This window comes from Hydrogenophaga electricum, from assembly GCF_030160815.1.
Taxonomy (GTDB): Bacteria; Pseudomonadota; Gammaproteobacteria; order Burkholderiales; family Burkholderiaceae_C; genus Hydrogenophaga; species Hydrogenophaga electricum.
Genome location: NZ_BSPB01000038.1, coordinates 1 through 22,370 on the forward strand (window position 1 = coordinate 1; position 22,370 = coordinate 22,370).

Here is a 22,370-nt window from a genome sequence, read left to right on the forward strand (position 1 = left end):
GGTGCCATGGCCTCATCGGCCCAGGGTGGCAGGTCGTCGGGCTCGTCATCGTCGATGACCGGCATGTCCGGCACCGGCAGGCGCGTTGGGCGGTGCTCGGCCACGGCGGAAGCCGGTGCCAGGTGCACGCTCGCCGCCGGTGGCTCCTGCCCCGTGGCGAATGGGCGCGCGGGTTCGGGGACCGGCTGTGCTGGCGCCGTCGGCCTCGGCGCGGCAGCCGCAAACGGTGCGTCGACCGAGGGCTCCCGAGGCATTGCTGCCGGTCTGACAGGCGCGGTAACAGAGTTCGCAGTGGCCGCCACCGGCGTGCCTGAGGCAGGCGCTGCAGGGGCTGTCGGCGCAGCCGCCGCCGCAACGGCAGGGAGCGCCGCCGGGCCCGGCGATGCGGAAACCGGGGCAGCCGGCGCCTCAGGCGCCGTTTTCAGTGTTTTTTTTTCCGCCGTGCCGCTGGGCTTGAACGCCAGCAAGCGCAGCAACACCATGGTCAGCGCCGCGTATTCGTCGGGTGCCAGACCCAGTTCACCGCGCCCATGCAGGCACAGGCTGTAGAGCAATTGCGTCTCGTCGGCCGGCAGGGCCTGCGCGAGCCGGGCAATCTCGGCGTCGTCGGGGTCTTCCACCCCGCCGGCTGCGGAGGCCGCCCGCGCCGGCACGGCCTGCAGCACGGCCATGCGCTGCAGCACCGCGGTCATTTCTTCCAGTGTGGACGCCGCATTCAGGCCGTTCACGCGCAAGGCATCCACCGTGTCCACCACGGTGGCACCGTCGGTGCGGGCCAGCGCGTCGATCAGGCGCAGCACGTAACTGCGGTCCACCGCGCCCAGCATCTGGCGCACGGCGGCCTCCTGCAACTGGCCGCCCCCAAAAGCAATGGCCTGGTCGGTCAGGCTCAGCGCATCGCGCATGGAGCCGCGCGCGGCACGCGAAAGCAGGCGCAGCGCCTGTGCGTCGGCCGGCACCTGCTCGGCCTCCAGCACCCGCACCAGGTGCTCGTGCACCGTCTCGGGCGCCATGGGCCGCAGATTGAACTGCAGACAGCGCGACAGCACCGTGACCGGCACCTTCTGCGGGTCGGTGGTGGCCAGCACGAACTTGAGGTATTCGGGCGGCTCTTCCAGCGTCTTGAGCATCGCGTTGAACGCGGTGTTGGTGAGCATGTGCACTTCGTCGATCATGAAGACCTTGAAGCGCCCCTGCACCGGTTTGTAGACCGCCTGCTCCAGCAGGGCCTGCACCTCGTCCACACCGCGGTTGGATGCGGCGTCCAGCTCGGTGTAATCGACGAAGCGGCCGGCATCGATGTCGGTACAGGCCTGGCACACGCCACAGGGCTCGGCCGTGATGCCGCCCTGCCCGTCCGCCCCCACGCAGTTGAGCGACTTGGCCAGGATGCGCGAGACCGTGGTCTTGCCCACGCCCCGCGTGCCCGTGAACAGGTACGCATGGTGCAAGCGCTGCGTCGTCAGCGCATTGGCCAGCGCCTGCACCACATGTTCCTGCCCCACCATTTCGGTGAAGCGGCGCGGGCGGTACTTGCGGGCCAGAACGACATAAGACATGGGCAGGGATTCTAAGCGGCGCCCCATCCGCCCCCCGGCAATGCCCCAAGACGGCAAGCCCCCGAACAAGCGACTACAATCGACCCCGACGGGCCTTCCCGCATGGTGAAGCGGCCAACCGGGTCAGGTGGGGAACCAAGCAGCCCTAACTGTGGAGTCAGTGCCGGGGTCAAGGCTCGTCACCTTATTCATTCAGCGCCGCCAGGGCGCTTGCAAACAAAGGCCGCAGCAGCGGCCTTTTTTGTTTTCCGGCAAATCCGACTTGACCGATTTGCCCCAGACATCAAGGCGGACGATCTCAAATCGGTCCTGCACTCCAGGCGGGCCAATACCGATTCATTCGCTGCCGCACAGGCAACTCAGATCATTGCTGCGTCCATGCTGGTCACGACAGCGCCCCCTCACCCCACCAACCGGGCCCCTTGCTGTTCATGCCACCCCTGCGCCTGCGCAACGGCATCCACTGGCATCGGGTCCTTGTGTCGATCCCACGCCTGCAAGGTCTGCTGGGATTGCGCCTGAGGCGTGTTGGCGACGGTGGTCGCATCCAGTGTGACTTCGCGCAGCATCACGCCGTTGTATTCACCCGCGCGAATCACTCCGCCGGCTGCGTTGAACAGGTTAATCCGGGCCAATCCAGCCTCCCGCGCACCAGCGGCCACGGCATAGACGGTGTTGGTCATGCCCTGGTCCCATGGCAGGCCATGGCGGTTGGCTACGTCGAACACGGCCTGGGTGCTGTCTGCCACCAGTTGGCGACTCACCGCGCCCAATGGCAGCGGCGCCGGGCTGGACACCGGCGCCGCGATGGGTCCGTTGCCCATGATCGAGCGCGCGCTCCCCGGATCGCGCTTCGCCCCTGGCACCTCCAGGCCCCGTTCACGCATCGCGGCCTCGATGGCCGATTGGTGGCCACTGTCGCGCCAATGTTGGTTGCGCAGGGTTTCGAGGGTGTCGTCGTGCCGGCGCTGTCCGAGCCAGCCCCCGAGCAGAGGCACGTTGGCCGACGTCGGACCGCTGCGCTCCAGATCAGCGATGGCGTGTTGCCCGCGCGACGCTTCGCCCGCATAGGTGCGCCAGGCCTGTTGCAAACCGCGTTCATCCATGCAGCGGTAGTCGACATCGGGCACATATGGCAGGGCCCGGGCCTGGACCTCGTCGTGCACCGCGTCGCTGTAGGCGCCCTTCACCGCCTGATCGGTGGCGATCTTTCCGGTTTCGAACCTCCGGTCGTAGGCCCTCACGACGTCACCCTTTTCAAGGGCTGGAAAGCGGGCAGACAGTTCCTCCCAGGTGGCATCGATCTGGCCCCGGCCGTCGAAATAGGCATTGTTGCGATCAGCCTCGGCTTTGAAAGCACTGCCCACGGTGCCCAGCTCTCGCTGCAGGCGCTGGCGTTCAGCGGGCGAGCTGGCTTCGGCCAGCTCGGCCTGCAAACCCTGCAAGCGCCGCAGCAGGCGGCCTTCCTGGGAAAAATAGTCGTAGCTGATTTCACCCACTTCGCGGCCCAGCGCCTTGGCCCACTGCTGCACGCGGGAGTCTTCATAGGCGCGCTCCGCGCCGTAGGCCGCCGCACCACCACCCACGATCGCGCCACCGACCGTCCCCGGCCCCGGCGCCACGAGCGAGCCCCCGGCCCCGCCCACCGCGCCGCCCACCACGGCAGCTGTACCGGACACACCGCCTCGCACCGCCATGTCGGTGGCGGCTTCGGCACCCCGGATGTGCAGATCGCGCGTAGAACGGGCGCCGTCCAGGGCATCGCGGAACTCGCTGTAGCCTTCGTAGAGGCCATAAGCGGTGCCGGCCATGCCGAGCCCCTTGAGCACCGTGCCGGCCCGAATCTCGGGGACATCCCCCAGCCTTCCGAGCGAGCGCGGCAGTGTTTTCAACCCCTCATGGATCTCGTGGCGGCCATGGGCAAGACGGCTGCGCTGCTCGGGGGTGATACCCGGGTCGGGACCGTTGCGCATGTCGAAGTCGACAGCATCAGCGGACAGTCGCAACGCCGGTCGGTACGGCGAACCCTCAAACAGGCGCCCCGGGTCGACCTCGAAATGCCCCGCCCCTCTGGGCGCGTCGGGCACCTCGCGCCAGCGCATCTCGCGCGTGAGGTCGTACGCGCTGGCCTGCACCGCCTGGTTCACCGCGCTGAGCTTGGCCGATGGCGGCCCGGGAGCCCGGTCGTGGATCTGCTGATACACCGACAACGGCACACCGTTGATGTGTGTGACGCTGGGGTTCTTGAGCAACTGGGGCAGCTCCACCTGGGCAAACACCTTGCTATCGAGTGCCGCCGGCGTGAGCGTGCGCACATCGCCTTCGGCGGCCATCGCCAGGCGGCGGCTGGCGCGATCCCAGACGCTTTCGACACGGCTGCCGTCGGCGCGGATGCCGTTCATCAGTTCCTGGTGGAGATGGGCATGTCGCGGGCCAACGGCATCCTGCAACGCTCCGACAAAGCGCTTGTGGTTTTGAAGCGTGCCCAATGGCGTCTCGCCAATCGTGACAACCTTTCCTCGCCCCTGACGCCCAACGCTCTCCGCAATCTCCCAGCCTCCCTTGCTCTGGTCGCCCAGGGGGCCGCTGTACAACAGCGTCACTGCATCGCCCGTTTGTCCGGGCACACGTACCGACAATCCGTCGAGCCGCTGCATCAGATCGTGCCGGAATTTCTCAGCCCCCCCGACATACCCATCGACACCGCCCCGGTCCGCAACTTCGTCCAGCCAATCTACGATGGCCTGTTGCTCAACGGCCAGCGGGCGCTCAGACGGCATGGCGCGAACTCCTGTATTCGGTATCCAAATGCGCCTCGGCCAATTCGATTACCACGCCACGCACCCAAGCTCGCACGGGACCCCGACTAAATACGTAGTTCGCCTCTTCTGCCAGCGCCACGATCTCATCCTTGCGCCCGTACAGTTCCGCTGGCAGATACAGATGGGCATTGAACAGTCTTTGAAGTTCGTATTCCCGACCTGTCCTGGGGTCTTTCCCCTCCAGCAATTCCAGTCGGCGGCTGTACAGCAGCCCTACCGGTTTGCCCTGCACCAACAACGTATCCCAAATCGTGACCGTCACACCTTCGTCAGATGCCGCCTTGCTGTTGGTTCCGCCACCAATCAGCGCCACGTTGCGCGCATGGTCGATCACCCAACGATCGTCCGGCCAGCGCCGCCCCCCCAGCGGCGTGTACAGCAGCCCCGGATCGAAGCTGTCCTTGAACGACTGTGGGATCTCTTCTTCCACGAACGCCGTGGGCTGTTTGATCTCGTCCACCAGATAAGCCATGTGTGTTCTCCGTTCAATTCAGCGCTTCATGCAGCCCATGACCCTCTGGGCACCTCGCGCCAGCGCATCTCGCGCGTGAGCTCGTACGCGCTGGCCTGCACCGCCTGGTTCACCGCGCTGAGCTTGGCCGATGGCGGCCCGGGAGCCCGGTCGTGGATCTGCTGGTACACCGACAACGGCACACCGTTGATGTGCGTGACGCTGGGGTTCTTGAGCAGTTGGGGCAGTTCCACCTGGGCAAACACCTTGCTATCGAGCGCCGCCGGCGTGAGCGTGCGCACATCGCTTTCGGCGGCCATCGCCAGGCGGCGGCTGGCGCGATCCCAGACGCTTTCGACACGGCTGCCGTCGGGGCGCACACCATCCAAGAGTTCTTTGTGGAGATGGGGATTCTCCTTGCCAACAGCGTCCAGCAAGGCATCATCAAATTGCCGATCATTTTGTAACGCCCCCAGAGGGGTTTCACCGATCGTGACCACCCGGCCGTTCGATTGGTGGCCAATGCTCTCGGCAATCTCCCAACCGCCCCGCACCTGATCGCCCAGCGGGCCGCTGTACAGCAGGGTCACGGCATCGGTGGTCTGGCCCTGCACGCGCACCGGTAGCGCGTCGAGCCGCTGCATCAGATCCCCCCTGAAGTGCACGAAGCCGCCCGGATAAGTAGCGACACCACCCCGATCTGCAACGCCCTCAAGCCAATCAACGACGACCCGCTGCTCCGCAGTCAGCCAGCGCTCAGAGGGCATGGCGCGAACTCCGGTATTCGGTCTCCAGATGTGCCTCGGCCACCTGAATCACCACACCGCGAACCCATACCCGTTTGGGTCCACGACGACGAACGTAGTAAGCCTCCTCGGCAAGCGACACGATTTCGTCTTTGCGGCCGTAAAACTCGGCCGGCAGGTAAAGATGTACGTCGTACAGCCTGATTAGCTCGTATACACGGCCGGTCTTGGGGTCGCGTCCATCCACTGCTTCCAGACAGTGATGGAAGACCAAACCCACAGGTCTTCCTTCAAGCAGCAGGGTATCCCAGCACGTCACCGGACCCCCCTCATCCGACGCCGCCTTGCTGTTCGTTCCGCCACCGATCAACGCCACCTTGCGCGCATGGTCGATCACCCAGCGGTCGTCCGGCCAACGCCGGAATCCCAGCGGCGTGTACAACCGAGTCGGATCGAAGCTGTCTTTGAAAGACTGCGGAATTTCCTCTTCCACGAAAGCAGTGGGTTGCCGGATGTCGTCGACCAGATAAGCCATGGAGCTCCTCCTGAGTGCTGTCGCCGTGTGCGGTAAAGGTCTTTGTCGGGGTTGGACCCATTGTGGCGCTTGGCCTGACGCGGCTGTAGGGCAACGTCAGAGACCGCCAGAGCGGGCCGATGCCGTCTACACCGTCGACGGGTACCCCCCGGATGGGCGCTCGAACTGGGACACAGCGCTCCCGAATTCCGCCGGGATGCCGCTGAGGCCGGTGTATTCGCGCGGCGGCTGGGGTTCGGCAGCGCGATGGCGCGCTTCCTGGTCTTGCACGGCGACGGCGGCCTGAGTGCCGTCCAAGGCCATCGCGACGCGTTCGGCCGCCGAAGTGGAAGCTGCCTGGGCATGCGCGGGCTCGGTGGCCGGCTCACTGGCTGCAGCCAGCCCCCGGCCCGATGCCAGCGCTTCGCGCAGTCGGATCACTTCCGCATGGGCATCGAGGTCCAGGCGTGGCACGTCCACCTTGGGCAACAGGCGCTGCTTGAAAGCCGGGTCCTGGTAGTAGCGGATCTTGTCGGCCATGACCGGATTCGCCATGCCCTCCACCAGCAGGATTTCCTTGTCGTCACCCATGGCCTTGAGCTCCTGCGGCAGCATCAGGGCACGCCGCTCCTCGCTCTCGCTGCGGGTGGTGCTGCTTTCGCGCGAGCGGCTGCGGCTCACGCTGTCCTTGGTGACACTGGTGTAGCCCAGCATTTCGCTGTATTCGTTGGCATCGCGCTGCTCGCGGGGCGCAAAAACGATCTGCAGCGCGTGGTTGGTCACGATGGTGCGGGCCTGCTCTTTGCCGTAGGTGGCCTCCAGTTGCGACAGGCTCTGGATGATGGGCAGCAGGCGCAGGTTGTAGCCGGCCATGAAGCTGACCGCACTGGCGATGATGTCCACGCGGCCGATGCTGGTGAACTCGTCCATCAACAGCAGGCACTGGTGCTTGAGCGCGGGATTGGCCTGGGGCAGTTCGCGCGTGTTCTGGTTGATGAGCTGGCTGAAGAACAGGTTGAGGATCAGGCGGCTTTCGGCCAGCTTGTTGGGCTGGATGGCCACGTAGATGCTCATCTTCTTGCGGCGCACGTCGCGCAGGTCGAAGTCGTTTGCGCTGGTGGCGGCGTCGACCACGGGGTTGAGCCAGGGGTTCAGCGGCTCCTTGAAGGTCCCCATGATGCTGGCGAAGGTCTCGTTGGCCTGCCCCATCAGGGTGGCGAAGGCGGCCTTGGCGCTTGGGCTCAGCAGGGGCCAGCCGGCCAGGGTTCCCAGATAGTCGCGCAGGCTCTGGCCCGTGCCGGCCCCGGAGGCCAGGCGGTAAAGCCCCCCGATGGTGGGCGTCTGCGCCACAGCACCCGGGTAGCTCTTGGGCAGATAGGCGGCCTGCTCGAAGGCGTAGAGCGCGAAGGCCACAAAAGCGTTCTGGGCCTGGTTCGCCCAGAACGGGTCTTTCACCTGTTCGGACACCGGATACAGCATGGCCGCGATGCTCTGCACGTCGCTGACCCGGAAGTTGGGATCGCTGGACACGTAGGCCAGCGGGTTCCACCGGTGCGTGCGCAAGTCTTCGGCGAAGGGGTTGAAGAGGTAGACCTCCTGACCATGCCGCGCACGGAATCCGCTGGTCAGGTCAAAGTTCTCCTGCTTGATGTCCAGAACCACCACCGACCCCTGGTAGCTCAGCAGGTTGGGGATCACCACCCCCACCCCTTTGCCCGAACGCGTCGGCGCCGCCAGCAGGGCAAATTGCTGGCCGTTGAAGTAAACGTAGCGGCCGTCCTTGCGGCCGACCACGATGGCGGTGTCCTGCGCGTCGAGCATCTGGCGTTGGCGCAAATCGCTCAGGCTGGCAAAACGTGCGTCGCCATACAGGTTGGCCGGGCGACGCAGCCACAGCGCCAACGCTGCACCAGCGGCCAGCAGCACCGGCAAGCCCATGCCGACCAGCCCGCTGCTGCGGACGACGGCGCCGAACTGCGGATGCGCGTGGTAGGCCCAGGCGTACTGCAGGTAGCTGAGCAGGCCCACCTGATCGAGTGGCAGATCGATGCGCCAGAACAGCAAAAAACCGCTGAGGTAGGCCCCCAGCAGCAAGGCCGCGAGCAATACCGCGATCGCCACAGCCACCTTGAGACCCTTCATCGCTCGCCCTCGCCTGGCGCCTGCAAACGCAGTCGCTGGGTTTCGTATTGCTGCAACTGCTGCCGGGCCATGTCGTACTTGCAGGACTCGATGCCGGAATGGAACCACCGGGCCGGCAAAGCCTGTTCGCGCACGTGGGTGGCACAAAACGCCTCACGGTATTGCAGCCAGGCCGCGTGCGACGCCTGGCTGTGACGCATGAACTGCGTGGCGTGCTGCTTGCCGTTGCTGCGGGTGAGCAGCTGGCCCATGGCATTGCGGTAGCCGCCCCATTGCGCCTGCAGCGACTTGTCCAGCGCCACCCGCGCCTGGCGGCAGCGCGCAAGATCGGGTGTGCCGCCCTCACACGGGCCAGCGACCTCCGCGTTCGTCAGTGCGCCCGGCGCGGCCACCTGCTGGACCCAGCGCCCGGCCTGGGCCGAAAAACAGAAGCGCTCCTGCTCGGGCTGGCGACCATCCTCGGCATAACGCAGCGCCACGCAACCCGGTCCTGCAGCCTGCAGCTCGCCCCGCTTCGAGACCGGCGCCACCGGTACGAAGCGTCGCTGACGCGGGTCGAACTGGTACAGCGACATCACCGGCAGGCCCGATGCCGCCGAAGTCCCATGCGTCACCACAAAATCCTGCCAACCGTCGCCGTTGAAGTCTTCGAAGCGCAGCCACCCCTTCGCGTCGATCTGCGACCGCGGTACCGTGAAGTGGTGCTCGATCGCCTGCAGCTCTGCCTCGGCCTGCGACACGACGATGAAGCCGGGCCCGAAACGGCCTTCGTCAGCGCCAGCGCCGTCCCCCAGCACAAAGTCGACGCGCAGGCTGGCCCCGCCTTCCCCCAACACCACCGACTGGGGTTCCAGCCCCACCACCGATGGGTCCTGGCCGCCACGACCACCCCCACCGAGCGCGCCACACCCTGCCAGCAGCGCCGCACACACACCCGCAGCGAGCAGCCGGCCGGCGCCCGTCTTGTTTGAACCATCCATGAAAGCCTCCCGCCCCACCCTCACACGCACCGCGCGTACACCTGCGTGCGCAGGAACTCCTTGCCATCTTGCACCTGCTTCATGGAGCGGTAGAGTCGCTGGTTGCGTAGCGAGAAACCGTAGATTTGCAGCTCCTTGATGGCCTGGTACGGATAGGCATCGGACAGGCCAGACACCTGCCAGGCATCTTCACCCTGGGCAGCCACCTGCGTGAGGAACAGCAAGGTTTCCTGCACCCCTTGCTGAGCCTCGGCGATCTGCGTGTCCGCGACCACCAACGTGCCGGGAATCAGTTCGCCGGTCTGGCGCAGGCTGTATTGCAGGCAGTGGTGCCGTCCCAGTTCGGTGTCTTCGAACCAGACACCGCGCAGCGCCTGCGGCGATACCGCAGGCGCTGCGGCGAGAGCAGGCATGGACACGGCGCTGGCCATGAGCAAGCGGACGGTGATTTTCTGAAGTTTTGCGAGCATGTTTTCCCCCTTTTTCAAGATATGGATGGCTGCGCTCAGACCGCCGCCATCCTCAGTTTCCGTTGCGGATCGAAGTCAATCCCCGTGATGTAGCGGCGTCCGGCGTGGGCCTTGATGTGCACGACCACGTCAATGGTCAGCATCAGCAGCCGCTTGATCTCGTTGAAGGCGAGCCCGGCCCCTTCGGGCGAGGCCTTGACCATCAGCGCCATCTGGTCCCAGGTCTGGTCCGTGCTGCCGGCATGGCAGCTGGTGATCGATCCCGGGTGGCCCGATGCGCAGTTGCGGATGTAGTAGAACGACTCATCCCCACGGATTTCGGCCAGGATGATGCGGTCGGGCTTCATGCGCAGGCAGGCCTCCATGCAGCCCTTGGCCGTCACGTTGGCCGTGCCCTGGCCGCCGCGCGAATAGATCAGGTGCACCGAATTGGGCTGACTGATGAACAACTCGCGCGCATCCTCGATGGTGATCAGCCGTTCGTCTTCGGGAATATGGGTCACCAGGGACTTCATGAACGTCGTCTTGCCGCTGCCCGTCGCCCCCGACACCACGATGTTCTTGCGGTAGTGCACCGCCTTGCTGAAGAAGGCGTGGTAGTCGTGCGCCTGCTTGAGCGCCAGCAGTTCGCGGTCGAGTTCACCAATGTCGTCGGCGTTGTCCAGGATTTCCGAGAAAAAGCCGTCCTGCTGGTACTCGTCCAGCGTCTTGGTATAGCGCGACGGCAACCGGATGGTGATGGACACCGTTTCGGCAGGCACAGCGGGCGGCAACACGAACTGCGCCCGCTGCCCGGTCGGGAAGGTGAGCGAAACCACCGGGTCCACCGTGGTGATGCGCTGCCCGGTCCGACTCTCGTTGACCACGGTGGTGCAAAACTGCCGGGCACGGTCAAAGGTCAGCCCCGGCACGGGCAGCATCTGCCAGCCACGGGTGGTCTCCAGAAACACCTGCCCCGGGCGGTTGATGCAGATTTCTGTGACCGTCGGATCGTTCAGAAACGGCGTGATGCCCAGCACCTCGTACTGGTATTCGAGAAACTCGGTGGAAATGTTCGCGATCGGTTCGTCCAGTGTCACTTCCTGCCCTTCTTCAAACACGTGCCGGCGCCAACGGCGCCCCAGCTTGTTCGGGCGCCACGCCTGGCGCATAGCCCTCGGTGCGCCCCTGCACCCGCACCGCTTCGGCCAGATGAGCCCCCTCGCTCTGGCGCCACGCCACTTCGATCGGCATTTCACTCAGGTGCAAGCCGTGGTTGTGGAGAACCCCCACATGCTGCTGATCGCGGCTGAGCATGAAGCGATCCGGCGCCCCCAGGATGGCGTGTCGCGTGTAGTGGTTCAGCGTGGCCGCACACACCTGCTGCGTTTGCTCGCTGCTGAAACCCGCTGAACGCAGCACCTCGCCAAGATCCTGCCGCACGTGGTTCAAACGGGCCGCCAGCGCAGGAGCGTGCGCGGCGCTGGCCGGCACCGCTGGCATTGGCGTTGGTGGCACAACCTCGCCAGCATCGCGCGCAGCGGACGGGTCCGGCGCAGGGAACAAGGAGCCCTGCCCGTCTTGCCATGCGCGGTCTTCGGCCGTCGGCGCCGGTGGGTAGACCGCCGCCTCACCCTGGGTGACCAGGCCCTTGATGGTCTGGGTGTGGCGGCTCTCGGCCAGCGCGGGCAGTTCGTCGGCCTTGACCGGCGGCAGCGCCTCCGGATCACCCGCCGGTTCGCCATTCAAATAGTTTTGGCGGGTGACGGTGAAGTTGGCGTGGTCGTATTTTTTGCCAGCGAATCCGCGGTCCTGTGCGCCATGGTAGAAAGTCTCGGACTCTTTTTGACCCGCATTGAAAACCGCACGGACAAGATCGTTCTTGTCCGAGTCGTACCAGACCGTCACCCACTTGCCATCCACATAACCTTCCGCCGTGAAGACATCCAGATTCTGTGGATCACGCTGCGGCACCATGATGCGGCGGCTGTAGTCCAGTTCGGCCTGCGGGTCGCTGGCCTCTCCCTGTTGCGATACTGTCTGGGCCGCGATGTTGCCCGGCTGGATGTGGGGGTTGAACAGCATGGCCACCTGCACATTGACCCCGCTGGTGGCGAGCGCTTCCATCCCGGTGCTGGTGTAGGTGGCCCCGGCATGCACCAGACTCGGCGCGCTCCAGACGGCCCGGCCATGGGGCGTCACCGGCATCGCCGGGAAATCCGGATCAATGCCAGCCAGGTCACGGTTCCATTCGCCCACCACGTCCACGTGTTTTGCATAGGACACGTCGGCCTTCGCCACGAAGGCCTGAATGCCCGCTTTCCGGTACTGCGCCTCCAGCCAGTTCTGGGGTTGATAGGCCAGCATGTTGGCCAGCATCTCCTTGTCGGCCTGCCAGTGCGCCTGGGCCCGAGCCGCCTCGGTCGCCGCATCGTTGCCGCTGTAGGTCTGCTCGACGTAGGTGTAGTTGATGTCGTGCGTGCGCGTGACGTCATCCAGAAACCCGGTGGGCCGCACCTCCCAAGCCTGAGCGTCGGGCACCTGACCCGAACCCCAGACCCTGCCCCCGGTGTAGCCAGGGCCGGCGAACATGCCAAAACGCGGCACCCAGCCGCCAGGGCCTGGCGCGGTTGGTCGCGCACCGCTGTATTCATCGCTCATCAAGGCACCTCCCTCAAGGTGTGTTCAGCATTTCCACGTTGGGCCATGACAGGGCCTGCACCGCGCCGGTTTCGAGGTTGACCAGCGGCAGCACCGGCACGTCGTTTTTCATGCCGTTGGCCGTTTTGAGATCACGCTCCTGCAACCACGGGTTCCATTTGGGCGAATGATTGCCATTGGTCAATGCACGCACCCCTAGCACCCCTGCCACCCAGCGCCCCCCACGATCCATGGTGGCGTCGGCAACCTGATATCGCTGCGGCTGGACAAGCACAACACGAATGGCCAGAGTCGTCGGATCCACCAGCCTCAGATTACCGGGGCCCGCCAGAATGCCTCGCTTAGGGTGTTCGGCATACACCCGCCCCAAACCATCCATCACACGGTCTGTCCACCGATGGATCAGCGCTTGCTCGGCCCTCCGGTATTCGACATCGGGCGTGCCCCCATCGATCCAGAGTCGATCAGGCGAGCTGATCAGGTTGTCCACCATCCCGCTGAAGCGCAGCACCTTGCCGTCCAGCGAATAGCGCGGCGAGGTCCAGGCGTCGATGAAGCGCACCGTCTTCTGGCCGCTGTACAGGCTCTCGATGAGGTGCGTTTCCTCGTCGGTGGCAAAGCGGTAGGCAAACACCGATATGCTGCCGATGCTGCGGCCACTGGCCAGCCGGGCGCTGTAGTGGCTGCGCCAGTACAGCACGCGCTGGTCGTCGCCCGTGAAGCTGGGCCGGCTCATGCCCATCACCGGCCACAGCTTCGGCGGCCCATAACCCGCCACCTTGCCCGGCTTGGCGTCCACACTCATGGTGGCCAACTGCCCGTAACCCCGCTCGCCTGCACAGTACGGTTGCGCGCACTGCGCCACGCCGAACGCCAGTGTTTTGCCGTCGTTCGAATAACTCGGGTAAAGGTAGCTTTTGCCTTCCTCCTGCCCCGGTATCAGGTGCCAGCTTTGCTCCGCCATGCGGTACTCCACCATCCGGCAGTAGTAATTGGCGCTGCGCCGGTTGCTGCACAGGTTGACCACCATGCGCTGGCCGTCCGGATGGAAGCGCGCCTGTACCGGCGTCCAGCAGATGCCCTCCGGTTGGTCGCTGGCGCAGCGGTCGGCCACCTCGGGAGCACGCCCAGGCGTTCCGGGTGGCCCGCCGTAGTTGCCGAAGCGCGGCGCACATGCCGGCAGCGCCAGACTGGCCAGCATCAGCAGCATTCCTGGCGTCCTGCGTGCCGGACAGACAGCGGCCCGCCGAGTGCCCAGGTTCATTGCATCACCGACGAAAAATCCACATCCCGAGCCGCAAAGATGCTGATGACCGTGCCGTTGAGCACCGTCACCGTCGCTTTGCGGTTGGCCGAGCGGGCCAGCATTTCTGTGGCCGCTTTTTTGGCCGTGTCGGCCGTGGCCGACTGCCAGGGGTCCACCCGTTCGGCCACATAACCCCCGCCGTAAATGGTGGTGCTGCGACCGCGCAGTTCCTGATCGTTGGCGAACTTCTGTGCGCCTGCATCAACGGCATCTGCCAGCAGGCTGACCAGCATGGCGGCGCCGATACGCTCGCCCCAGTGCCCGTCGTAGTGCCCAGGAACGCCGGTGCCGCCCAAGGCGTCCGTGCCCTGACTGTCGATGCGCACATCCAGGCCGGTGGTGGTCAGCACGCGCGTCCAGACGATGCCGATGCGGTCGTAGTTCTCGTCCGCATATTTGTATTCGCCCGTGACCTTGGAGCCCTTGTCGATCAGCAGCCGACGACCGTTGGCCGAGTAAATCGGCTCGGTCACGATGCACGAGGTCATGCCCGGTAGCGTGGAAACCACCTTGGTTTCCAGGGTGCAGCGGATGAAGGTACCGCGCGTCAGGACAAAGTCCGCATTGGCCAGCGCCTGCACCGCGCCGCGTTTGACGGACGAGTATTCGTCCTCGAAAAACGGGTTGCGCGCCTTGTTCGGATCGGCCGCGGCAATCAGGTTGTTCTGGTTCGCCATGCGCCGCTCCAGCAGGTCATCACGCTCCGGCCCGGCGGCCGGTCTTGCGGCCGATGCAGCCTGCGGCGCGAGTTCAGGCAGCGGCGGCGGCGCCATCGCGGGCGCTGCGGCGGCCACGAGCATGGGTTTTTCAGGCACCGAAACGTCCTCGAAAGCCACCCGCTTGTTTTTTTCGTCGTCGGCCGAAAAGGCGTTGTTGGCCACCCACATGGTCATGCCGATGACGGCCACCGCCACCACCGCCACATAGGCCAGCGCCATCTTGTTGAGCCCGCGAGACAGCCCCCCCGAGAGCTTGGGCATGTTGTCCGACACCTGCGGCTGAGCGCTGCCGCCGCCGGGAAACTTCATGTTCATCATTGATTCCTCCTGAGACCCACCACGTCCGCCCCGAGCCGGAGCACCAGATACGGATACACGCCGTGAACGATGATCACGTTCTTCTCGCTCTTGGTATTGACGAGAAACTCCTCACCCGTGCGCTCGTTGCGGCCGAACACCGCCGGAAAGCTCGCCAGCGGCGGCATGTGCAGATAGGTGAACTGTTGGTTGTCGTACACCCGCACCGGCACGATGGTGGACGCGCTTGACAGCGTGGCGTAGTCGTAATTGAGGTGGTAATCCGACTGCGAATTGAGCTGCGTGCTTGTGGGCGACAGCACCGCGTTGGCCCCGGCCATCGGGCTGCCCTTGTCCGGCCCGTCGGCGGGATAGACAAAGCGGATCTTGTAATACACGCCCGCGTTCTTGGCCTCTTCCAGCGTCTTCCACCGGGTGGCCGATACGCGCAGATCCAGCAGGTACGACCGCATGTTGGTGCGGATGTACATATTGGTGTCCACGTCGACATTCTTCGGCCGGATGTAGAACACGTTGTCGCGCCGCACCAGTTCCCAACCGTCGCTGAAGCCCGTGCCAAAGTCCTTGACCTGTTCCTGCGGGCTGATCTCGATCTGGGTCGCAATGCCCAACCCCGTGTTCACACGCACCACCTGGTCGGTGCGGTACGGCACCTCGCGCACTTCCTGCTGCGCCAGCGCCGATCCCTGCACGGCCACCCCCAGCACCAGCGCTGCGGCGGCCATCGGTTTCCAGTCGTTGTACTGTCGTGTCATGTTCTGATTTCCCCTTGCTTCAAATCCCCAACCGGTGGGCATGGTGGTGTGGTGCTCACTGGTTGCCATCCGGTGTCGCCGGCGCGCCCGGCAGCACCGTCACGCCAGCGGGTGTGCCAGCATCGCCCTTGGCGGGTAACGAAGTCGATAACTCCGAGCCGGCACCGCGGTTGAGCTGACCTTCGTCTTCGCCAATGAGCGGAATGCCCTGCGTCATTTCCTCGCGTTTGAACGTGGGTGCGTTGAACTCGTCGTCCACCTTGTAGGCCCTCACCTGGAACCCGAGCGGATTGCGCAGGCGCAGGTTGTCGCTCATGCGCAGGTTGTTCTTGAACTGGTAGCTCAGCGTGGCCACATGGCTGCTGAGGTATTCGCTCTTGCCCGAGGTCTTGTCGAAGCGCCACTTCTCGAAACGCACAGTCGCCCCCGAAGGCCGGATGCCCTTTTCTTCGTCGAGACCATGGAACACGATGCTGTTGACCTTGACCCGGATCGCCACATTGCGTCCCCAGCGCTTGTCAGGCGCCTGCGGGCCGCCATCGAACTGCCGGACGAACAAGCGCTTGACTTCGTCGTTCGACATCGAGGCCACGAACTCCCAGTCGTGTTCGTTGATCGTGTCCCAGTCGTACCCCTCACGCGCCTGAACGAACCGCGCTACGTGGCTGCGGTTGAGCGCCTCACTCGAATAGATGCCCGAATAGGCCATGTCTTCGCGCAGATGCGTCAGCGTGCTGGTGCTGCGCCGCAGATCCACGGTGACCAGATAAGGCACCTTTTCCTTGAGCGGCAGCATGTAGACGATGGCCGCCACCAGGCACACCGTGATGAACACCGCGCAGAAGGCCACAATCCAGGCCCGGCGCTCGCTGCGCTTGACCATGGCAATGACACTGGACTCGAAGTCCATCGACTGGCGGATGACTTCCTGCGAGGCTTCTGAAATCTCGCGTTTGAACAAACCCATGTTTTCTTTCTGACCTGTCTGTTTTCGGCCACCGGCATGGCAGCCCTCAGGGCAGCCGCGTCACCAGCAGGTTCTTGTTGCCGAGCACCTGCACACGCAGCCGCTGTTCGGCGTAGGTGCGGCGCACCACGTTCAGCGCCTTCTGGATGTTGTTGTCCTTGACCGACGACAACGAACTGACCAGCGTGAGATCTGTGGGGTATTGCCAGTCCAGCTTGCCCCCGTGCTCTGTGGCCCAACGCTCCAGCATGCCGCGCAGCGTCGCATCGGTCGGCAGCATCTGGTAAGTCCACATCGCCTGCTCTTCCTTGAGTGGAATGCGCATGGGCTCCTCGGCCAGGGTATTGACCGGCTTCCAGTCGTCGCCAAATTCCGGCGGTTTGGGCGGTGGGGTCTGGCAGGCCTGCAAGGCCATCAGCACCACCGAAACCCCGACCCAGCGCCCCGGCCAAACCCTGCACTCATTCTTCCCTGTCATACGTGTATCCATCCTCATTGGTCATTCAGTCATTCGGCGGTTTCAAACATGGGCGTGCACCGCGCCCGCCATCTCCTGCGCAGGCAGCACCGAACGGCCCGCCCCCTGCCATCGCTCGTGCTGCCTGACCGCCTCAGCCAGGTGTGTGACTGCGCCCTGCTGCAGCGCCTCATCAACGGGCATGAAAACACCCGACCACTTCACAGCATCTCCCATGACGTTCATGGCTTCGGGGGTGTTGCGATTTCCAACGGACATGGGGGTCACTCCTTCTTGTGGGCTCATGGCATCAAAACCGACCTTCAGGCCTGGGGCAGGTTGTTTCCCAGGCCCTGCTGTGGCACGGGCGGCCTCTCGGCTCCTGTCGAGGCTGCTGCGCGCTGGCTTCCGTCGGCCATGTGGGTGGGTGTGTCGTGGCGTGAACCTGTGCCGCTGCCCGCGCCCGCAGCAGCGGCTCCGGTGGCGCCCTGGCTGCCACTAACGTGCAGTTTTCCTCCGCGTCCCGCGGTACTGTGAGCGGCGTTCAATGCGGCGTGGCTGGTGGACGTTTCATACACACCTGTCTTGTGATTGAACTTCAGCTCCTGCGCTTGAAGCAGGTCCTGCTGCCGTGCCTGGACCCACCCCAGACCGCCCGGTGCATCCGGACGGTCCGCACCGGCCAACTGAGGCGCCAACCCCACACGGCCCCCCCCCGGCGGCGTTGATCCGTCCTGCTTGGTCCCGGCGTCGGTCACGTCGTCCACTGGGCCCATGCGGTTGCCCACATGCTGAAGCGTATGCTGCGACGACGAAGGCGCCTCATCCCCCACCGAAAACGCCCTTGAGCCCCGCGCTTCCAGCCCGGCAGGGCTCTGCTGGGCTGGCGACAAGGCACCGCCCGATGCGGCGGAAGCCCCTGTCCCCCCGCCACCGCCCGAGGCGCCCGCCGACTGGCCCAAGGCAGGCGCCCCCGTTCCGGCGCTCTTGCCGGCCCCCAATTGCTGGGCCATCATGCCGGCCCCGCCCATCGACACCATGGCCCCCGTGGTGAACGCCGCCGCGCCGCCAAAGAACCCCATGATCACCGGTGGCACCGACACGATGATGGCCGTCATCAGCGTGCCCAGCGCCGCCAGCCGCAAGGAACTGGCATTGATGTCGAACGGCCCGCCCGCGAAGGCATTGATCATGCCGCCCAACCCGTCACCACTGTTGGTATAGAACGCCGCCACCACCGTTGCGCCGTACAGCGCCGTGGCCTGCAGCGCGAGCGATGCCACCAGCGTCAGCGTGGCCAGGGAAAACAACGCCCCCAACAGAAACTTGGCCCACGACCAGAACAATTGGGCCGTCTGCTGAAAGATCAGGAAGAAGATGAACAGCGGCGCCAGCATGATGGCCAGCGTCACCGAAAGCTCGGTCAGCAGCAGCAACGTGCCCGTCAGCATCGCCGGGCCACTCTGCCCCAACAGCCCGACCGTCGACGTGATCAGGTTCGGGTCGCGCTGCGACTCGACGGAACGGATCGCATCGTTGATGGAACTGAGCATGGCCGTGATACCCAGGTTCACGTCGATCAGCGTCGTCACGCTGGACCCATCGGCCACCGCGTGCGAGATCAGGTTCTTGAAGTTCTCGACAGCCTCGATGACAAAAGGCGACTCCTTCGCCAGCAGCGACACCAGCGACAGCACCAGCACCAGCTTGCCCGTCTGGTACAGCGCGGGCAGCACCGCCTGCTTGCCCTGACCGGAAATGAAGTTGAACCCCTGGATCGCCACCCACAAGGTGACGATCACCATCGACAACGCGCTCAAGGCCTTGGCCAACTTCACCGCCACCAGTTCGCGGTACGGCCCCACAACGATGTCGTCGATCACAAACTCGCGCACGCCGCAATAAAACAGCGCGTCGTCGATCACGCCGCGCACCGACGGGCTTGCAATGGCCGCCAGCGCCGCGTCCAAAAGCTTGGGCATCACCAGCCCGGCGGCTTCACACGCAGACGACATACGCCCCCCTTGATGGCCATTTTTGTTGGTCTTTCATCCCCGCCTCACCACCACCATCAATTGAAAATCTTCGGCGACACGAAAGGCACCGCCTTGTTGCGCGGGCGGCCGGCCTTGGGGTCCAGCGCCCCCCGGTCACTGGAACGCCGCGCCTCGTTCATCTGCATCGCGTACGTCTGCTCGCGTTGCTTGTAGCCATCCATCAGGATCTGCAACTGCAGGGCGTCGGTTTGCAGCAGGGCCTGCTGCGCCTGAAGCTCGAACTGGTAGCGCTGCAACTGGCCGGCTTTGGGGTCGTTTCCGTTGACTCCCAGCTTTCGAGATTCTTCAACCAGCTTCACGATCTGCTCACGCCGGAATTTCAGCGTCTTGAGCATGCCCTGGCTCTGCTTCAAAGTCTGCAAGCGCAGGTTGCGCAGCCCGACGCAGGCCTGGTAATGCGCCGGATTGACCTGGTCATCCCCGCAGTCCTGCAGCGTGCCAACGTACTTCTTTTTGTCCTCGTCCGTCAGATCGCTCAGCTCGTCGAACTTGGTGTCCAGGCCTTTGAGCACGGTTTTGCTGTCACCGTCGCCCAGCGTCAGATCGGCCCCTTTATCGCCACCTTCGCCCAGTTGGCTTTTGTAATGCTGATCGAGCCTTGTCAAATCAGAGTCTTTTAATTTTTCAATTTTATTAATATATGTGAGCTGCTCATGAACCTTTTCATCATAAACCGCCCACTGCGCCATTGCATGCGATGAAGCGAATAAAGAAAACAAAAAAAGAGCAGCCTTCATGACAAGACCTTTCAGCAATCCTCAGCAAAGCCATGCCGCTTCAGCTTATTCAATCCCTTATAGAGTTCTTTGCTGTTAGCCACTTCATTAATTAAATCCACAAGCAATATATAGTCGCCACCCCCCCATTTCAGAGTATTCCCTGAATCGTACAAATTTGGCTTCACACCTACAGCCTTGACAATATCCTCATAACTCATACATCCGAGCACACGATCGTAAGCAGCCACCAAATCAATTTCACCATCAGAGGAATCCCCTCCACCGCCACCGCCACAGGCGCTCAAAACCATTGCCACGCCACCCAATACAGAACTCGCCATCATCTGCCGCCGGGTCAGCTTCTCAACCGAACTTCCAGAATATTTTTTCACGATCAATTCCCTTTTGAAATTTAAATAAAAACAAGCCCCAAATCTCACGGCGCCACCGGCCGCCAACCAACATCACGCTCTGCGCATGGCGCCATGCGCCGACTCCTGCAATTCCATGATTGGCTTCCCATTGCCCTGGGCAAGGCCGTGCCGTTCCCAATCGGCTGCCTCGCGCCAATGCGCTTGCTCACTTTGGCCCAATGCTTGGGCGACGCTGAATTCATGGGCCAGCCCATAGGGCCGCAACAAACCGATCGTGCTGCCGTCCCGGCTGAGCAGGAATTGGCTGTTTGCACCTTGGCCCAGATGCCGCATCTGTTCCTTCATAGCGGCGGCCGCCAGCGCATCGACCTGCTGTTCGTTCATGCCCAACTGCCGCAACTGAGGACCCAACTGCTCGCGGAACTTCTGTGCGCCGGATTCCTGCGCCGGGCTCAAGCGGCGTGGCTCGGCCCCAGGCATGGCAGCGTCGAGTTGGTGGCGCAGGTCGTTGCCTTGTCCAAGGGGTGCGCGGCGGTGCAGCAGTTCCCGGGTTTGGCCCTGTTCGTCGGTCTGCAGCAGGTGCATGTCGATGCGGTCGCGATCGCGGCCGGGGAAGTCACGCTCGACCATGACGGTGCTGGCTGTCTGGCCATTGGGCAAGGGATAGGCCTTGCGCCAGACCGTGGCTTCGGCCCCCTGGAAACGGCGCCAACCGTCGTGCACATGCATTTCGGGCCGGGCCACCGGGTCGAGCTGCCGTTGCGCATGCAGGCCTTGGCGCGGGTCGTGGGTGACGGGGTAGTCAGCCGCCTCGGCAGCGCCTTCCACCATGAGGCTGCCCGCCGGCCACATGGCGCGGGCGATGGTGCTGCGGCTGGCTTGCGCGATCTGATCGGTCTTGGGAATGTCGCGTTCGTGGTAGACGGCGGCCGTGCCGTCGTGGCGCTTCTCGGGCAGTACGTCACGGATGGGCACGCCACCGCGACGAAACCATTCGGTAGCGCCTTCGAGCACACGGGCAGAGATGCCCCGGTCATAACCGCCGCCGATGTTGCAGTGGTTGCCCATCACTTCGACAGTGGTTACCCCAGGGTGCGCACTGTGGTCGACCCCCTTGAACCATTCCCGGTATTCGTTCTGCGCACGCACGACGGTGATGTTCTTCGAGGCGGGAGAGAACGCCACGTTGCCGCCATAGCCGGTGGTGACGGGATCAAGGATCAGGGCGCCCGCCAAGCCAAGCTGACCGGGGGGCACGAGTTGCTGCCCGGTTTTGGGATCGGTCAGCCCGTTTTCGTACAGCAACTGGCTGAACACCGCCGCCGTGCCGCCGCCACGGCTGAAACCCGTGGCCATGACTTGCAGGGAGGTGATGGGGTCGGCTTGGGGGTGTTCGCGCAGCCACTCAGCAGCTTGATCATTGAACTCGTTGTAAGCGCGAACCGCTGTACTGCGCATCTCCTCGGAGGGCAGCAGCACATCGCGATAGCCCTTCACGCCAGCATCCGTGCCTACGCCGGGATAGTAGGCCGACCGGAAGTTGTCGTTTCCCCGCATCTGCGGCGCCATCTGGTCGTGCAGATCAGCCACGTTGGTCTGGTGCGGATTGCCAGAGAGCTTGATGTTGCCCTTGTCGTTGTTCGTGCCGTCAAAGTGCGCCACGAAAACGAATTTCTCGCCACTGCGGGCATCCACCTGTGTCGCAGGCGTTTCGGCGATGCGCCGGGCCTGCGCGGACATCTGCTCGCGTTCAGCCGCGCTCAGGTGTTTGATGACCTCGGTCATGGCTTTGCCCTTTCCGCAGCTTCGCGTGCGGCTCGGGCATTTGGTCGGCCACCGCGCACCTTGGGTGGTGCGTTGTCCGGATACAGCGTCTTGACATCAAGATACGCATAGATATCCGGCCCGTTGGCCGGTTTACCCGGCGGGAGGTGATTGCGCTTGGTGTCCCAATCTCTGTCCGGGATCAGGTAGACGTACAACTGGTTGCTATCTACCAGAAAGTAAACCGTCTGCCCCTGCATTTCCTTGGCCGATGGCAGCCGGCTCTTGAGATCGACACGGTCTTCATAAACCTGGCCCGTGGCTTCGTCCCGCCACTTCACGTACAGGAAGTCGCCCAAGAGCATGGTGCCCGCGCCGTTGAAGCACTCGCCGCGCCGCGCCCGCCCAGACTCCACCTCTTGGCGCGTGTGCTTGCCCAGCATTTCACCGTACAGGCAATCGAGAAGTTCGACACCAGGGCTGTTCACGGCAAAGTTGTAATCAAGGCCGTGAAAGACCACCCGGTCTTCGCTGCAAGCGGGTTGTGTGCTCATGACGAGGCTCACCATCAAAAGAACCCAGAGGCGGTGCATGGCAGTGCTCATGGCGC

21 protein-coding genes and 1 other RNA gene are annotated in these 22,370 nt (G+C 64.2%); 1 reads left to right on the forward strand and 21 read right to left on the reverse strand.

The window, feature by feature from the left end:
• The coding region (dnaX, locus tag QQK43_RS17165) for a DNA polymerase III subunit gamma/tau (protein ID WP_284308721.1) at positions 1-1,559 on the reverse strand (1,559 nt) is incomplete at its 3' end.
• Positions 1,560-1,646: 87 nt separating this feature from the next.
• Between dnaX and ffs the strand changes: the two genes are divergently transcribed.
• An RNA gene (gene ffs / locus QQK43_RS17170) (signal recognition particle sRNA small type) lies at positions 1,647-1,743 on the forward strand.
• A gap of 217 nt (positions 1,744-1,960) precedes the next feature.
• Here the strand turns inward: ffs and QQK43_RS17175 are convergent.
• The 20 genes from QQK43_RS17175 to QQK43_RS17270 form a co-directional block, all read right to left on the reverse strand.
• Entirely contained in the window at positions 1,961-4,339 is a 2,379-nt protein-coding gene (locus QQK43_RS17175; protein ID WP_284308722.1) for a hypothetical protein, read from the reverse strand.
• The gene (locus QQK43_RS17180) at positions 4,329-4,853 is read right to left on the reverse strand and encodes a hypothetical protein (RefSeq protein ID WP_284308723.1); all 525 of its coding nucleotides are present in this window, start codon (positions 4,851-4,853) and stop codon (positions 4,329-4,331) included. The genes QQK43_RS17175 and QQK43_RS17180 overlap by 11 nt, the downstream gene beginning before the upstream one ends.
• Positions 4,854-4,879: 26 nt before the next feature.
• A complete protein-coding gene (locus QQK43_RS17185; protein ID WP_284308724.1) occupies positions 4,880-5,599 on the reverse strand; it encodes a hypothetical protein in 720 nt (239 codons plus the stop codon).
• Positions 5,589-6,113 carry a hypothetical protein gene (locus QQK43_RS17190; protein WP_284308726.1) on the reverse strand — a complete coding sequence of 175 codons (525 nt, stop codon included), beginning with the start codon at positions 6,111-6,113 and terminating at the stop codon, positions 5,589-5,591. The genes QQK43_RS17185 and QQK43_RS17190 overlap by 11 nt, the downstream gene beginning before the upstream one ends.
• 126 nt (positions 6,114-6,239) lie before the next feature.
• Positions 6,240-8,234 (reverse strand): type IV secretory system conjugative DNA transfer family protein, encoded by a 1,995-nt coding sequence (locus QQK43_RS17195; protein ID WP_284308727.1) that lies wholly within the window; start codon positions 8,232-8,234, stop codon positions 6,240-6,242.
• Complete coding sequence (locus tag QQK43_RS17200; protein ID WP_284308728.1) at positions 8,231-9,214, reverse strand: hypothetical protein; 984 nt, start codon at positions 9,212-9,214, stop codon at positions 8,231-8,233. Before QQK43_RS17200 ends, QQK43_RS17195 begins: the two co-directional genes overlap by 4 nt.
• A gap of 20 nt (positions 9,215-9,234) precedes the next feature.
• Positions 9,235-9,684, reverse strand: a complete 450-nt coding sequence (locus QQK43_RS17205) for a hypothetical protein (RefSeq protein ID WP_284308729.1) — start codon at positions 9,682-9,684, stop codon at positions 9,235-9,237.
• 35 nt (positions 9,685-9,719) lie between these two features.
• Complete coding sequence (gene virB11, locus QQK43_RS17210; protein ID WP_284308730.1) at positions 9,720-10,763, reverse strand: P-type DNA transfer ATPase VirB11; 1,044 nt, start codon at positions 10,761-10,763, stop codon at positions 9,720-9,722.
• A 13-nt stretch (positions 10,764-10,776) separates the two neighbouring features.
• The gene (locus QQK43_RS17215; RefSeq protein ID WP_284308731.1) at positions 10,777-12,324 is read right to left on the reverse strand and encodes a hypothetical protein; all 1,548 of its coding nucleotides are present in this window, start codon (positions 12,322-12,324) and stop codon (positions 10,777-10,779) included.
• Positions 12,325-12,337: 13 nt separating this feature from the next.
• Entirely contained in the window at positions 12,338-13,534 is a 1,197-nt protein-coding gene (locus tag QQK43_RS17220) for a hypothetical protein (protein WP_284308732.1), read from the reverse strand.
• 50 nt (positions 13,535-13,584) lie between these two features.
• Positions 13,585-14,664: a TrbI/VirB10 family protein gene (locus QQK43_RS17225; RefSeq protein WP_284308733.1), complete on the reverse strand. Its 1,080-nt coding sequence runs from the start codon at positions 14,662-14,664 to the stop codon at positions 13,585-13,587.
• Complete coding sequence (locus QQK43_RS17230; protein ID WP_284308734.1) at positions 14,664-15,422, reverse strand: TrbG/VirB9 family P-type conjugative transfer protein; 759 nt, start codon at positions 15,420-15,422, stop codon at positions 14,664-14,666. Before QQK43_RS17230 ends, QQK43_RS17225 begins: the two co-directional genes overlap by 1 nt.
• Before the next feature lie 55 nt (positions 15,423-15,477).
• Positions 15,478-16,389, reverse strand: a complete 912-nt coding sequence (locus QQK43_RS17235) for a VirB8 family type IV secretion system protein (RefSeq protein WP_234262910.1) — start codon at positions 16,387-16,389, stop codon at positions 15,478-15,480.
• Positions 16,390-16,435: 46 nt separating this feature from the next.
• A complete protein-coding gene (locus QQK43_RS17240) occupies positions 16,436-16,867 on the reverse strand; it encodes a hypothetical protein (RefSeq protein ID WP_234262909.1) in 432 nt (143 codons plus the stop codon).
• A 42-nt stretch (positions 16,868-16,909) separates the two neighbouring features.
• Positions 16,910-17,125 (reverse strand): hypothetical protein, encoded by a 216-nt coding sequence (locus QQK43_RS17245; RefSeq protein ID WP_284308735.1) that lies wholly within the window; start codon positions 17,123-17,125, stop codon positions 16,910-16,912.
• Between the two features lie 44 nt (positions 17,126-17,169).
• On the reverse strand, positions 17,170-18,861 hold the full coding sequence (locus tag QQK43_RS17250) for a type IV secretion system protein (RefSeq protein WP_284308736.1): 1,692 nt from the start codon (positions 18,859-18,861) through the stop codon (positions 17,170-17,172).
• A 56-nt stretch (positions 18,862-18,917) separates the two neighbouring features.
• Positions 18,918-19,640 carry a hypothetical protein gene (locus QQK43_RS17255; RefSeq protein WP_284308737.1) on the reverse strand — a complete coding sequence of 241 codons (723 nt, stop codon included), beginning with the start codon at positions 19,638-19,640 and terminating at the stop codon, positions 18,918-18,920.
• 11 nt (positions 19,641-19,651) lie between these two features.
• On the reverse strand, positions 19,652-20,014 hold the full coding sequence (locus QQK43_RS17260; RefSeq protein ID WP_284308738.1) for a hypothetical protein: 363 nt from the start codon (positions 20,012-20,014) through the stop codon (positions 19,652-19,654).
• A gap of 72 nt (positions 20,015-20,086) precedes the next feature.
• Positions 20,087-21,781 (reverse strand): DUF2235 domain-containing protein, encoded by a 1,695-nt coding sequence (locus QQK43_RS17265; RefSeq protein WP_284308739.1) that lies wholly within the window; start codon positions 21,779-21,781, stop codon positions 20,087-20,089.
• A complete protein-coding gene (locus tag QQK43_RS17270) occupies positions 21,778-22,365 on the reverse strand; it encodes a hypothetical protein (RefSeq protein WP_234262898.1) in 588 nt (195 codons plus the stop codon). The genes QQK43_RS17265 and QQK43_RS17270 overlap by 4 nt, the downstream gene beginning before the upstream one ends.
• Positions 22,366-22,370: the final 5 nt, after the last annotated feature.